Source organism: Chryseobacterium piperi (genome assembly GCF_002285635.2).
Classification (GTDB): domain Bacteria; phylum Bacteroidota; class Bacteroidia; order Flavobacteriales; family Weeksellaceae; genus Chryseobacterium; species Chryseobacterium piperi.
In genome coordinates this window covers 2,841,773-2,856,640 of sequence record NZ_CP023049.2, presented here as the reverse complement: position 1 = coordinate 2,856,640, position 14,868 = coordinate 2,841,773, and the positions used below count along the sequence as shown (strand labels likewise).

Genomic DNA, 14,868 nt, shown 5'->3' with positions numbered 1-14,868 from the left:
CTATTTATCGGTTTTTTATGTAAAAATTAAGTTAAATTTTGAGAATTTAAAATAAAAAAACAAATAGTCTACTTGTTTTATAGACTATTTGTTTTTAGATTTGCAACCATATTTCGATCGGCTTATAAAGAAAGATGGAGGGAACTGACCCTGTGAAGTCTTGACAACCTGCGTAAAGTAAGGTGTTACATTCAGCCTTTTAAGGAAAAATAAGCATTTGGTTAATCAAATTTCTTGATGCCCTTTGCTGACTTTTCTGCAAAGGGTTATTTTTTAATATTTGATAAACAAAATTGATTATGGCTAATAAAAAACTATTTAATGCCAAAATTTGGATTCCTACTGGCGCTGTATTCTTATTAGGATTAGTGACGGTTCATGGGCAGGAAATCCAATCAAAAAAAGATACACTTCGTGAAAAGGATATTGATGAGGTTGTGGTTGTAGCATACGGTAAAGCTAAAAGGACAAGTTATACTGGATCTGTAGCAACAATCTCTAGTGAAAAAATTAACAATAGACCTGTTACTAATATTACGAAAGCATTGGAAGGTCAGGTTGCAGGTTTACAAGCAGTGAGCGCATCCGGACAACCGGGAGCTACGGCAACAATTCGTATCAGAGGGATCGGATCGGTAAGTGCTTCAAGCAGCCCTTTATTTGTGGTAGATGGAATTCCTTTTGACGGAAATATTAATTCCATCAGTCCCAATGATATTGAATCGATCAGTGTGCTGAAAGATGCTACAGCAAGCTCTTTATATGGATCCAGAGGTGCCAATGGGATTATCATGGTAACTACGAAATCAGGAAAAAAAGGGGAATCAAGAATTAATTTTAATATCAGCCAGGGTTTTTCCAGCAGAGCGGTAAAAGATTATGAGCAGGTGAATACTGATCAGTATTTTCAATTATATTGGGAAGCCATGAGAAATGGATATAGATCAGGTCAGGTTTCCTCGCAACAGGCCGCTCAAATGGCTACAGATAATCTGGTGAATATTTTAGGAATTAACCCCTATGGACTTAATTATGCAAAGCCTGTAGGAACAGATGGCAAACTAATACCAGGGGCAAGAGCTTTATGGAATGATGACTGGAGGGATATTCTGCAGAGAGTGGCTTCAAGAAATCAGGTAGATCTTGATTTCAGTGGTGGAAATGAAAAAGGGAATTACTTTTTCTCACTGGGATATCTTGATGATAAAGGAATTGCTATCGGTTCAGGCTTTAAGAAATACAGTACAAGACTAAAGATCAACAATGAGGTCAAAAAGTGGTTGACGATAGGAGCTAACTTAAGTTATACCAATAGTCTTCAGGAAGCCCCACCTTCTTCTGATTCAAGACAGGATAATATCATTAATGCAGCAAGAGTAATTCCTTCTTTTTATCCTTATTATGAGCGAAATGCAGATGGAAGTTACAGACTTGATGCTAATGGAAATACAATTTATGATTTTGGAAAATACAGGCCAACAAGTGCTTTACAGAATCAGAATGCCGCTGCAACTTTACCATTAGATAAAAATGAAAACAGGGAAGATAACTTTTCCGGAAAAGGATATTTGGATTTTACTTTCTTGCCTGAATTAAAATTCAAATCCAGCTTCTCTGTCGATTTGGTAAATTATAATGGGCACTATTATTCTAATCCTTTACTAGGGCAAGGAAGTGAGATTGGTGGTTCAGTGACAAAAACAAATTCAAGAATGCTTTCATACACTACCAGTAATATCCTGACTTATGACAAAAAGTTCAACCAACATCATTTTAATATTTTGGGCGGGCAAGAATTTTATCATTATGAATATCAGACCATATCGGGAAATAGGAGCCAATTTTCGCTTCCTTATTATTATGAACCGGATGCAGCTGCTTTATTAGGCGGATTTAGTGGAAATAGTGACAGGGTAGGATTGCTGAGTTTCTTAGGAAAAGCGGAGTATGATTTTAAAAATACTTATTTTATTTCCGGATCAGTAAGAGCTGATGGTTCTTCAAGGTTCTCACCTCAAAACAGATGGGGAACTTTTTGGTCCGTAGGAGGATCCTGGAAAGCATCTAACGAAGCCTTTATCAAAGATTTAAATTTCTTTAATCAGCTTACCCTTCGGGCAAGTTATGGTGGGCAAGGAAATGATAAAATAATGAAAGGAAATCAAAATATCTATTATGCTTACCAAAGCTTATATGCCTTTTATAATAACCTTGGAGAAGGTGGAACTGTTGCTAACAGACTGCCTACAGAGGATCTGAAATGGGAGACTAATCTTAATTTGAATGTAGGACTGGAATTCGCGATCCTTAACAACCGGATCAAAGGAAATATAGAGTATTTTCAGCGCACAAGTCAGGACCTTTTATTTGAGATGCCATTAGCTCCATCTTTAGGTTTCAGTGGTTATTCTGCCAATATCGGAGAGCTTAAAAATACAGGATTTGAATTCTCATTATTTACAACTCCGGTCAGAACAGATAATTTTCACTGGGATGTAGATGTTAACTTAAGTACTTTAAAAAACAGAATTACCAAGCTTCCTAAAGGGTCGATCGTTACCGGAAGTAAATTACTGCAGGTCGGAGGTTCGGTATATGACTTTTTCATTCCTGAATGGATGGGAGTAGATCCGAGTAATGGAGCTCCTTTGTGGAAGTATATTTACCAGGATGCCAGTGGAAATACAGTAGAAGGTACCACTTCGGAATATGCTAAAGCAACAAAAACATTGCAAGGCTCTTCTTTACCTAAAGTTTCCGGTGGAGTTACTACGAGTATCAACTATAAAAATTTTGATTTTTCAGGATTGGTCACGTTTAGTATTGGAGGAAAAATCCTTGATACAGACTATACGATGCTGATGTCTAACGGAAATAATGCAGGAGCATCATGGAGTGCTGAGATGCTCAATAGATGGACTCCTGAAAATCCAAATACCGACGTCCCGGCTTTAAGTACGAAAACAAATAACTGGACCTCAGTGTCTTCAAGATTTTTGTATTCGGGAACGTATGCGAGAGTAAAGAATGTAAGTATTGGGTATACGTTGCCTTCCGATTATTTTGGAAAATTAGGTTTAAAGAAATTTAGAATTTACTTACAGGCAGAAAACCTCCTTACGTTCTATGGACACAAAGGAATGGATCCTGAACAAAGTATAGATGGAACAACTTACTACAGGTATCCTGCGATGAGAACGATAACTTTTGGTCTTCAGGCAACTCTTTAATCATTTAAAATTTAAACAATGAAAAAATTAAAATATATATCCCTTGTCATGATTGCGGCATTATCTTTTACAGGGTGTACCAATGATTTGGATACTGCTCCTACAAATCAGGCCAATGAAGATGAAGTGTTCAAAACTGCAGAAAGTACAGAAACGGTGATCAACGGAGCTTGGGCGAAATTCAATGATGATGGAACTAACTATGCTAATATTGGTTATTCTACCGTACTTAGAACAAGTGATGCAATGGGAAGTGATGTCGCAGTCTTAACCAATAAATATGGTTTTGCTTCAGCCTATGCATTTACTGATCTGGTTAATAATACAGGTGGACGCTCACAGTTTATCTGGAGTATGTTGTATTCCACAATAAATAATATGAATAATGTCATCAGCCGTATTGATAGAGTAGAGGGAAGCCAATCGAAAAAAGATCAGGTTAAAGGTCAGGCAAAAGCTTTACGGGCTTTTTGTTATTTAAATCTGGCCAGCTTTTATCAGTTTAGCTATTTAAAAGATAAGAATGCCTTAGTAGCTCCTATTTATACTGAACCAACGACAACGAATTCGGTAGGGAAGAAAAGGGCAAGCCTTGAAGAAATGTATACGCTGATTAAAAATGATTTATCTGAAGCCGACCATTTATTACAAAACTATACAAGAAATATTAAAGATAAGATTGACCGTTCTGTGGTTAATGGATTGTTGGCAAGGACTTATTTAAATACGGGTGAATGGGCCAAAGCTATTACAGCTGCAAAAATAGCCAAAACAGGTTTTCCTTTAATGGCTCCCGAAAAATATAAGGATGGATTTAATGATATTGGTAATGGGGAATGGATTTGGGGTCATGGTCAGACACAGGAACAATCAGGAGAAAGTTATGCATTTCATTACTTAGATGTTTCTTCTTCGGGAAGCTATTATTACAGTTTTATGGCCGATCCTTATTTTAAAGATTTATTCGACACTCACGATATTCGATATCAGTTGTTTCAGTGGGATGGACTTCCGGGAAGAGAGGGGCTTTTGAGGTATGCGAAGTTTAAGTTTAAAGCGAATCTTATTGCAGACATTGTCTTCATGAGATCAGCAGAAATGTATCTGATCGAAGCTGAGGCTGAAGCAAGAAATGGAAATGAAGCGAATGCTGTGGCGGTTTTAAATCAATTGAAGACAGCAAGAAATGCTAATGCTTATAATGGATCTTTATCACAAAATGAAGTTATTAAAGAAGTCCTGATCGAAAGAAGAAAAGAGTTATTCGGTGAGGGGTTTTCATTATCTGATATCATCCGTACTCAGGGAACGGTGGCAAGAAAACCATATACTACTGCCAATGGACAACCGATACAGGTTCAGATAACAACACCTGATGGAACCGTAAAAACAGTTGGAGGAAGAGGACATTCTATATTCTCTTTTCCTGACCAGTCAGCGTTTGCTCCGAATAGTAAGTATTATTTATTTACAATTCCGCAGAAGGAAATAGAAAATAATCCCAATCTATAATTCCAGTTTTTTAACCGAACAACAGCCATTGCATAAGCAATGGCTGTTGTATTATTTCTATTGTGTTAACGATAATTTTACAATTATTTTATCCTCAAAAATTTTTTATGATTTTCTTTTACCAATCCGTTTTATACTTCTTCCAGTCTTCAGGGATTTTTTCGGATTTTTCGAATACCAAACAAATATATTCCGATCTAGGCACTAATGAGTTATCATCAAAAAGATATAATTTATTTCCATCTACTTTGACACTATATGTCCCTTTTGAAATAGCTCCCCCTTGATTTGTAAATTGCGTATCTATTTTTAGATTATTATTTTTTAAATAAATTATACCTCTTCTACCTGTAATTTCTGGATTAGGCTCTTTATATAACAAAAATCGAATACTTCCATCATCATAAAACTGAAGAAAGTTTAATATGTTGCTGCTTCCAATTTGTCTTGTTTTTACATAATCTTTATCTACTAGATAAGAATCAATTTCCTTATAAAAGAAATTATTATCAATTAATTCAAATATTTTAGAATTAAATTTCCCCCGATTTTTATATTTCTTTGTAAGGGTTTTACTACCATCTCCCAAAGTTTGAGTATTTGCACAAGAATATACCAATAACAATATTATTGATAAAATAATTTTTCTTACCATGATGTGAATTTATTACGCGTTTGATATTGTAAATAAGGACTTATAGTATTAGACAAAACTCTAAAACCTGGTTGAGGGGAAATGAATGTGTGGGCTAATCTATTTTGTATTGCATGTCTTACATATCTATCGGAATTTATTCGCACTCGATAATTTCCCCAGCCAACATAAGCCCCTCCAAATCGATACTGCCTACCTCGTTCATCAATTATTTCATTTTTATTTTAGGATTAATGCTCCCTCAAAATTTCCATGCGTTTAACAATTTATGAGTTTTCCTATAATTTCTTTTTCAAATAAAATAAAACAGCTGCAGTCTGCAACCGTTTTATTATTCTCGCCACACGAAAAGATTCGTGCGGTAGCTAGGAAATGGGTTGAGACCTTTTATCCAATCATTAATAGTTCTTTCTTGTAAAGTTTCCACCCATCAACTTTCTTCTCAAAAAAGTAAACTTCTGTTTTACCTCCCTTACTTCCGTGTTCATCTTTTTCAACAATTATAAATGCTTTATTATTTTCTTTATTAAAATAGAAGTTAGAAAAATTAATCTCTATATAATCATTGATTTTTAATTTTTTATTGGAGTGCTTTAAGTATATTTTTTGATATTCAATATTTTGAGGAAGCTTTGTAATTCGAAAAATAAGATAATTCGTTTTTTCATTAATATTAAATCCTTCCTTATTAATCTTATCAAAGCAATCTTCTCTACAATAATTGTTGATAAAATAATTTATTTTGATACTATCCGAAACGATTATTGGAAGAACACCATCAGGATTCTCTTTTGACGGAAATATAGGTAAATCGGTCAAAAAGGAGTTAAAGTTTTGGTTTATTATTTCTTTACCAACACTTTCATTCTTATTTGATGAACATGAAAACAAGAATCCAAATAACAAAATTTGATATAATATTTTAAAATTTCCAGCCATATTTATAAGATAAATTAATTGTTTCTTGATTTATTCCTGTAACTGTCCCAAAGGTTTTATACTCCCATTGTGTTCCATAATCTGAATATCTCGATCCTTTTGGAGAATCAGAAGGCAAAATATTATATACTCTTCCCCAATGCACAAACTCATGTAAAACAGTAATGGCCAACAAAAATGAAGTACCTTGTATAAATGCAGCATTTTGTAGTCCTTCAAATGTTTTAACCAAATCTTCTTGTATATAGCTTATAGGAGAAATAGAAAGTCCAAGTTTTTTCATTTGTCCGAGTTTAATAATCTGTCCTTCAGAGCTATTGATATCCATAAATTTAAGGATTTGTCCAGTTGTAAGTCCTGTATCTTCAGATAAAGTATTCAAAATTTGAGGATTTTCGCTTAAAAATTGAGGTAATTTTGATAATACTTCATAAAGCCTCGGATATTGTTTCTTAATAGCCTGTATTGATTGCTGTCGAGACATTCTTTGAATCTGATGCTCCAAATGATTAAAAGCTGTCACAAAAAATCCATTCATCGCTCCCTGCCAAAAGTTGCCTCCAGCTAATACACTTCCTATCCCTCCCGACATAGATCCAGTGATTAACTTTCCAACATCACTCCTGAGAGGACTAAAATCAAAAAGACCATTACTAGGAGCTTTCAACAAATCCACCGTTAAACTTGCAAATGCACCACTTGCAGCTCCGCTCCAAAAGCTACCTCCGGTAACAGATGAGAGAACGCCCATACTTACGGCATGTAATCCTGTTCTTGCAAGTACGACACCTGTCGTTCCTAAAGAATTGGCAATACGTGCAACCTGAAATAAGGTTCCTATCCCAAAAGACAGTGCTCCGCTGACCATTCCGGTTATTGCAGATGAAGAAATAGACCTGAAAAATCCGCTAACTGTCCAATTACCTTTTATTAATGCTGTGGCAGTATAAGTAGCAGCAGTTATTGCGACTGCAGAAAAAGCTGCTTTAGCCATTACCGCTACCAAAGCTGCAAATGCAAACTCCCCACTTGGGTCATTGTACATCAATGGATTATTCAATACATACCCATACTTATTATAATTCTGGGTATTGGTTGGATCCTGGATATTCTCATCTGCATTTAAGAATCTTCTTAAAAGTGGATCATACAATCTTCCATTCATATGGATAATCCCGACTTCTGCAAAATGCTCATGACTGGTGTAGCCTCTATCGATTAGTAAATTATTGGCTGAGAGTTGCTGGTTGAGCGCATTTCCGGTGAGGGTCGCTGCATTTCCAATTTTCAAATGCGTAAAATTCCCCCATGCATCAAAATGCCTCTGCTCCAGTTTATTTCCAGCTTCATTACTAATGGCTAAGATACTTCCAATATAATCCTTATGTAAAAACCTAAAAGAACCACTGCTCTGGGTATAGTCTTTCAAATATACAATATTGGTGTCATATGGATTACCACCAATGTACAAGATATGCTTCTCTCTTCCTGTAGTATTATCTTTAATCACTTCGAAGCTTCCGTCCTCACTATAAAACTTCGTGAACTTTCCTTCTCCATCAGTAGCAAAATTCCCTCCATAAGACACCCTTTGTCTCATGCTGGTAAGCCCATACTGGAACGCTACATCTCCTTTTTCACCATCAATGAATATTGGATCATTGTTTTCATTATAAGCAATACTTTGAATCAGGTCATTATTGTAATTCTGTGTTCCTGCTGTATTAAGAACCATACTAGTCGGTTGGTAGATTTTCTGGTTGTTTTGGAATTTGAAGCTTCCTACCTGGTCATTTTCCAGGATTCGTCCCTTCACATCATACACATTTCTGTTAGCATTAGGTTTGACCCCTGTAACCGGATTGGTCCAGTTCACCAGACGATTGTTGTCATCATAATCAAAAGACTCAATGATGTTAAAATCACCACCCGTAGTTCTGCTTTTCAGCTCATTTTTAATGGCATCAAAAGAGTAGGAAAGTTGTAAAATACTTGGCTTTGCAGTAGAAGAGTGGTTCACACTTGTTAAGAAACCATCAGGAGCATAGTTGTTGGTAATATTGGCTGCACCCAATCTTGCTTTCAATACCTGTCCTTTAGCGTTGGTTTCCTGAAGTTGCCATAATACTCTCCCTGTATTTTTATCCTTCACCTGGAAGAGTTCTCCACTCCAATTGCTATATAGATTTTCTATCTGCACTTTGGTTAAAGTTCCTGAAGAGTATAACTGTTTCTCGTATGTAGTTACCCTGGCTTTATCATCATAAGTAATCCCTTTTTGGATAAAGTATTTTCCGTTACTGCTTTCAGATGAAGATAAAACTCTTCCTTGTGGATCATAAGTGATACTTGAACTATAAGCCTGTCCTTTTGAAGTTCCTGATTTTGAAATGACTCTTCCTTTATCATCATAAGAAAAAGAAATGGTTTTGTTGGTGGCTTCTCCAGCATCCGTAGTGGATAGCTCCCTTTGAGAGATAAGTTGTCCCTTAGCATTATAAATATATTCTTTGGTTCCTTTAGGACTAATGATCTTTTTAGGTTGCCCAAAAACATTATATTCGTATTTATAGATTCCATTCGACGGATCATTAAATTCTGACTTTCTTCCCCATACATCATAAGAAGTGGTTACACTATTTTCAGCATATTGGGCTTTGATTTGTTCACCCGCTGCATTGTAAGAAAAATTGATTGTTCCTCCTTTATCTGTGGATGCCATTACATTTCCTAGAGCATCGCCCCTTTTGGAAGTGGTTCTTGTATTGCCATTGAGCTCTTTTACAGTGGTTATTAACCCTGAAACTGTAGTTTCTGTTTTGTGACCGTTGAATGAGGAGACTGTAACTTTAGCTGGAAATACGCTATCCGTATACTCAGTACTATTCCATTGATTAGCAGCTTGTCCCTCAAAATAAGGCTCACTTTCTTTTATCTTTCTACCGAGTACATCATACTGGGTTTGCTTAGAAATATATTGTCCCTGTCCGAATGCTTTGGTAGAAGTTTTATATTCCTGTCCAAGTTTATTGGTGTATTTTTTAGAAATATTTCCGTCCGGATCATTTTGAGTAATGGTAATATTATCATTACTATCCCTTTCGTACTGGTAAGAAGTGATTCCGCTGAGGTTGGTTTTGGAGGTTAAGAGTTTACCCCATCCATCATATTTATTATCTAAGGTATTGCCTAACGGATCGGTTTGTTTTTCAATTTGTCCCCAGTCATTATAAATGATATTGGTTTCAAGCCCCAGGTTATCTTTTTTCTTTACGACAAAACGTCCTTTAGGGTCATAGATGGCATCGGAAGTTTGGGTTTGAGCATCTACACTATTACTGGTTACTTTTTTGGTGATATTTCCGAAACCATCATAATTATAAGTTTCCGTTATAGATCCGGAATTGTTTCTGTTCCAGGTGATCTGTTTTTTTAACAGGTTATTTTCATAGGTATATTCTACTTTGCCAGATTTTGTGTCACCATAGGACTGTACAACATCTTCTTTAATTTTCGGGCGACCGATATAGTAATTGGATCCGGTTCCTGATGGATTATGATAATAGTCAACCGTTGAAGTAGTTACAGCGTAGTTATTATTAATTCTGGACTCGCTCTTTTCGGGTAGATAATAATTATTATAGGTGATCGTGTTGGACGTCGTAGTATTCGTTAGGAAATCTTTCGTTCTGCTGCTGGTCGGCATAATTGCGACCACTGCTTTATGTCGATTTAAAGTGGTAGTATATGCCGTAATCTGTCCGTCTACAAGTTGATGTCTTTCGTAAACAGTAGATTTGAGGCTTAAAAGTTGAGTATTATTTTCAGAAAGATTAGCCGGAAAAATGTTTGATTCATCATTAGTTCTGATACTCCATTCTTTTACGGGAACGCTTTCATTCTGAAGGTCTACTTCTGTTCCAGACCATATCTTTGTGTTTTCCAAGCCATCAGCATACCAAGAAGAGCGTGCGGTCTGATGATACCCTATCATCCCTTTTCCCTGCATGTGTATAGTCATCCCTCTGTATCGGAAATCTTGTTTTCTATCTGCCTGCTGAAGTTGTGAAACAGCATACCCTCTGTCTATTCTATTTAAGGAGAAATAGGGATACAACTCACTTTTTGTATTTTTATAAAAATTAGGAGTAGATACGTTATCAGGAACAATTTCCAAATATGTAGCAGATGTGGTAATTGCACCTTGAGTAACAGACTGTATTCTTTTTAATTCATCTACCCCTGTAGGTGCCTTAATTTTAAGGACATTATTTTTTCTGAATAAGAAAACGTTATAATAATTATTATTGGATCTTATCACATTGGTTATCGGCTGATAGATGGAAAGATCATCATAAGGTCGAACCATGGTAAATTGAGGTGGGGTAGGAAAAGTATAAATATTCTTGGTTTCAAAATCTATGGATCCTAATACAGGAGATCCTTTCGAAATCAAGCCATTCACAACAACGCCTATTGTTCTCGAATTTGAGTTTAATAAGTTGGAATAGGAATGAACCTGAACAATATCTGATTTCCCATCTGCATTAAGATCGGAAATGGAATACATGGTTCTGCTAAATCTTAACCAAGCTCCATTATTTTGTGTACTTTCATTTTTATACATTAAAAAGTTAGGTTTGAAAGCTGTATTAAAACTTTTTCCTGTTCCTATGTAAAATTTCCAGTCATCTTTACCAATTTTACCTTCTGTGATAGGAAGGGCAAAATCAAGCTTTCCATCCCCATTGAAATCTCCGAATAATACAGGGAACTCATTCCCTTTGGTTTCTTCTAAATTTCCGAAAAACTTAACCTTCTTTAGGTATTCATCGGGTGCTGTCTTTACAAATTCAAATATAGTATATGCAGTGTTGGATACATTAATTATGTCTACCTTTCCATCACTGTCAATATCCATATATTTTTGATCTGTATATGAGCTTTCATTAATCCCATTATCCAAAGTATAAGTAGAAGCAGTGTTCCTTGGGTTGCTCAGATCTATGATATAGTTTTCTACAACCCCAGATCCTGATAAAGTAAGAAAGACATCAGATATACCGTCACCATTTAGATCTCCCTCATTTAATGTAGCTTCACATGTTGTACATGTTGTTTGATAAATCAGTTTTTCGAATACTTTGATAAAAGTATTGTTTCTAAAAGTATATACAGAAATCTTACCGTCTTCATATTCTGCAATCCCGTTACCATTAACTACTTTTTTTGTTTCATCTAGGAATGTGTTAACAACTATCGAGCTGGAATTGAATGTTTTATTGGTTTGAACAACATTAAAATCATCATTAAAAACCCCCAGTTTTATAGTCCCGTCAGTCATGACAAAATCCAGGTAGGCATCTCCATTAAAGTCTCCCGTAAATTTAATTTTATCAAACAAAGCCTGGCTATCTATATTCCAACCGCTGATGGAAGCTGGGTTTTGAGTGGGATAATCAAATACAATTGGATTTGCCGACTCGCCTGTTGAGTTAGATTCAGTAATCTTTTTAACGTACTGGTATCCTATAGAATCCGTTATATATTCTGGTACATATTTCTTGAAGAGCTGTCCATTTGTTTTTACAATAATGTCTTTTAAAATCTTTGTTTGGGTAAACAAAGTTCCGGGGCCATTGATGTACGCTCCTTCAGAAATATTTCTATCACTATAATTGAATATGATTTCATTAAAAGAAGCAGTTCCTAGGTTTTCATTTCCACCCCAGGTTATAGATTTTATTATGTTGACATTATTTTCCTGATCATAGCTATAATTGATGATGTTTCCCTGTGCATCTTTCCACTTTACTATACTAAACCCTAAACGGTTAGTGGCATTATTCAAACCGGGAGCGGTTCCCCCATACCAGGCCTGAGAGCCATCTTCGAAGGTTACCTCCCAATATTCTGGCTGCTTCCAGTTTGGCATGTTGCCCAGGGACTTAATCTTGATGTTGGAATACTTCTCTGTAACATATTCTGCACCATCTTTTCCATATTCTCCAGACTTTAAAATCAATCTTTGACCATTGAAGCTGTAATAGTCGGAATAATCAATCTGGATGCTTTTTACCTCTCCATCTTTTTCTATATTTTTTCCAGTTCTGGAAATAGAAGTTATCCCAGATAAATTCCAACCATATCCCGCAACCCCGTTTCCAGAATCACTTGAATAAACAAGATTAATCTGTGGAGCTGCACTTTTTACACCGGGCGGTAAAGCAATAGGTAAAGTAAATTGTAATTGCCCAGCTCCATTAACTTCGATATTTCCTTTCGTATCATGAAAACTCTGGTTTGGAGGTGTGGTTGTTCCCGATGGATTATTTGCTCCCGCATTAGAATCTGTAGGCCCTCCTCCTGGGTTTTCTGTAGCAGGACCAATCTTAGCTATAAATGGGTTGGAAGTACTGGCTGCAGCTCTGAATCCTTGTGCCAATACTACTGCCTGTGGGTCCTGTACTGTTCGTGATGTACTTTCCTGTTGGTAGAGTATGGTTTGTGAAAAGCTTAAAACTGAGCTTAATGATATAATGAATGAATATAAAAATTTCATAAGTTTTTTGATAATTATGATTGTGTGACGGTGGTGTCATTTGGTAATACAATCAGATCTCAATGCAAAATTATTCTTCGCTACGCTGCGAAAATTTCACTCGATCTGACGGTAGATCTCAATATTCCTGCTGCCTGTTATCTATAACCTGCGACCTGACATCTGCTATCTCTTCGTAATATTTTTACTGAATACCCTTCCGTCCTTCAAGGTAAAGCGAAGAACATAGACCCCCCATTCAAAACCGGACATATTGATTTTTAATTGCTTATTTAAGCTTGGTATATTTTGTTGCTGGAATTTCCAGTGAACAGTACTATGCTGGTAAAGTGAAACAGATTCTATCAATTCATCTGCTTGGTCAGTCCAGTCTATGGTAAGAACATCATTAACCGGAACAGGGTAGAGCCTGATCTGTTTCCAAAATGTCTTTTCATCCATTGCAGTACTCTGTTGTATAGAAGCTGGTTTTTCTTGTATTTCAGGTTTTAGTTCTTCCGTAGCTTTTTTAGCATTGATATTAGGCCCTCTGTATGTTTGGTTTCCTGCTTCATCATATTTGAAATAAACTACAGTTTGAGAAAAACCAAAGAATCCTATTAACAATGAGGATAGGGAAAGTAATTTTCTTTTCATGTCGGGGTAGATTATTTTTGAATGGAAATAAGCTGCTGAACTTGTTTTTTAAGTTCTTTAATTTCTTCAGACTGGGACTTCAGCTGTTTATTCTGTTCAATAGAATATAACGTAAGTTCTTCAATCTTTTCCAGGAGTTTTGCGTCCATTTCTGCTACATTGATCCCATTTTTTACGACTTCATCCGCAGATGGAATATTGGGTAAATGTCCTTTTTCTTCAATATGCTGTTCTACTTCTTCCAGAGAGCGAAGTTGATATCCTTTTTTGAAAACATAATCTGCCCACACATTGGCTTTTACTTCAACTTCTTTAGCTAATATTTTACCATTAAATCTGGCAATTCCGTTATTGAAAAATTTAATCCATGTTCCGTTCGCTCCATCATTAAGTCCTATGTATGAACTTCCATCGTTTCTATTATTGGGCATAGCAATAATGATATTATGAGTATTTCCTAAATTTCTCAATACAGTATCACCAGGCTCTGCATGAGGAGAGAAACATCCATTACAAGAGGACTTCCCAATCTGAAATACTCCCAAAGAATTAGCAACTTCTAACGCAGCACCTTCAGTTCTATAAATTCTCAATGCAGCAATAGAATTGTTATTCGTATCAGTATCATTTTGCCCTATTCTTACTTGTCCTTCACTTGATTCAATAAGCAATTTACCCCAATTCCCCCATTGTGGGTCATTCGGTAGAGCATTCCTGTAAAATATTCCACCATCATTAAAATTTAATTGATGATGCTTATTTCCGGTATTATCTTTCCATGGAGCAATAGTTAACAGACCTGAAAATCTACCAGCTCCTGGTGCATTGATAGCATCTCTACTTTTAAATTCTGCTTTGACCTCAAAATTATAAGTAGATGGCAGATTATTCGTGTCTCTGGCATCTTGGACTCTTAAGGAGGTAGCTACTTGAGCAAAACTTAGATTAGCAGATAGAATAAGAGCAGTGAGTAAAATTTGTTTCATTTATATAGATTTATATTTTTAATTATTTATATGGATAAAGTATTGTAGTCCTGAAGTTTTGGATTAGGATGATCAAAAAGATTAGATCTTAATAGAAATGAAAAGAATAAATCCCCCCCCCATCAGGAATATACAAAGTATTACAATGAGAATGTATTAAGGGTTATAAATAGAGAATAATTATTTTGCATACAGTGATCAAATTTTATTTGTGTTTTTTGCAAAAATATTAAATGTTCACTGTAAGTGGAATTAAAATGTGTAATAATTTGATTTTCTGATAGTATTTGTGTTTTTTTTAACTAAAAAAGAAAAAAATCAACATTAATCTTATTCTTTTTGAAAAAT

The 14,868-nt window shown here is 35.5% G+C and carries 8 protein-coding genes and 1 riboswitch; of the genes, 2 read left to right on the top strand and 6 right to left on the bottom strand.

The features are described 5' to 3' along the window. The first annotated feature begins 119 nt into the window (after positions 1-119). Positions 120-216, top strand: a riboswitch (SAM riboswitch). An 83-nt stretch (positions 217-299) separates the two neighbouring features. Next, positions 300-3,230 (top strand): SusC/RagA family TonB-linked outer membrane protein, encoded by a 2,931-nt coding sequence (locus CJF12_RS12475; RefSeq protein WP_034680354.1) that lies wholly within the window; start codon positions 300-302, stop codon positions 3,228-3,230. Between the two features lie 18 nt (positions 3,231-3,248). Further along, complete coding sequence (locus CJF12_RS12470) at positions 3,249-4,742, top strand: RagB/SusD family nutrient uptake outer membrane protein (protein WP_034680351.1); 1,494 nt, start codon at positions 3,249-3,251, stop codon at positions 4,740-4,742. Between the two features lie 118 nt (positions 4,743-4,860). Here CJF12_RS12470 and CJF12_RS12465 read toward each other — a convergent pair whose 3' ends face one another. The 6 genes from CJF12_RS12465 to CJF12_RS12440 all read right to left on the bottom strand — a co-directional run bounded on the left by CJF12_RS12465 (position 4,861) and on the right by CJF12_RS12440 (position 14,520). Continuing rightward, a complete protein-coding gene (locus tag CJF12_RS12465; RefSeq protein WP_034680347.1) occupies positions 4,861-5,397 on the bottom strand; it encodes a hypothetical protein in 537 nt (178 codons plus the stop codon). Next, positions 5,391-5,606 (bottom strand): polymorphic toxin type 23 domain-containing protein, encoded by a 216-nt coding sequence (locus CJF12_RS12460; RefSeq protein ID WP_228379031.1) that lies wholly within the window; start codon positions 5,604-5,606, stop codon positions 5,391-5,393. The genes CJF12_RS12465 and CJF12_RS12460 overlap by 7 nt, the downstream gene beginning before the upstream one ends. A gap of 178 nt (positions 5,607-5,784) precedes the next feature. After that, complete coding sequence (locus tag CJF12_RS12455) at positions 5,785-6,336, bottom strand: hypothetical protein (protein ID WP_034680345.1); 552 nt, start codon at positions 6,334-6,336, stop codon at positions 5,785-5,787. Then, positions 6,320-12,898 carry an RHS repeat-associated core domain-containing protein gene (locus CJF12_RS12450; RefSeq protein WP_051887129.1) on the bottom strand — a complete coding sequence of 2,193 codons (6,579 nt, stop codon included), beginning with the start codon at positions 12,896-12,898 and terminating at the stop codon, positions 6,320-6,322. Before CJF12_RS12450 ends, CJF12_RS12455 begins: the two co-directional genes overlap by 17 nt. 165 nt (positions 12,899-13,063) lie before the next feature. After that, positions 13,064-13,534, bottom strand: coding sequence for a T9SS type A sorting domain-containing protein (locus CJF12_RS12445; protein WP_034680342.1), 471 nt, complete (start codon positions 13,532-13,534; stop codon positions 13,064-13,066). 11 nt (positions 13,535-13,545) lie between these two features. Beyond that, positions 13,546-14,520: a hypothetical protein gene (locus tag CJF12_RS12440; RefSeq protein ID WP_051887128.1), complete on the bottom strand. Its 975-nt coding sequence runs from the start codon at positions 14,518-14,520 to the stop codon at positions 13,546-13,548. Positions 14,521-14,868: the final 348 nt, after the last annotated feature.

What these genes read in the sequence shown, in the direction of transcription:
- CJF12_RS12450 (WP_051887129.1), bottom strand. Translation starts at nt 12,898, where the DNA reads ATGAAATTTTTATATTCATTCATTATATCATTAAGCTCAGTTTTAAGC.
- CJF12_RS12445 (WP_034680342.1), bottom strand. Translation starts at nt 13,534, where the DNA reads ATGAAAAGAAAATTACTTTCCCTATCCTCATTGTTAATAGGATTCTTT.
- CJF12_RS12440 (WP_051887128.1), bottom strand. Translation starts at nt 14,520, where the DNA reads ATGAAACAAATTTTACTCACTGCTCTTATTCTATCTGCTAATCTAAGT.
- CJF12_RS12470 (WP_034680351.1), top strand. Translation starts at nt 3,249, where the DNA reads ATGAAAAAATTAAAATATATATCCCTTGTCATGATTGCGGCATTATCT.
- CJF12_RS12465 (WP_034680347.1), bottom strand. Translation starts at nt 5,397, where the DNA reads ATGGTAAGAAAAATTATTTTATCAATAATATTGTTATTGGTATATTCT.
- CJF12_RS12475 (WP_034680354.1), top strand. Translation starts at nt 300, where the DNA reads ATGGCTAATAAAAAACTATTTAATGCCAAAATTTGGATTCCTACTGGC.
- CJF12_RS12455 (WP_034680345.1), bottom strand. Translation starts at nt 6,336, where the DNA reads ATGGCTGGAAATTTTAAAATATTATATCAAATTTTGTTATTTGGATTC.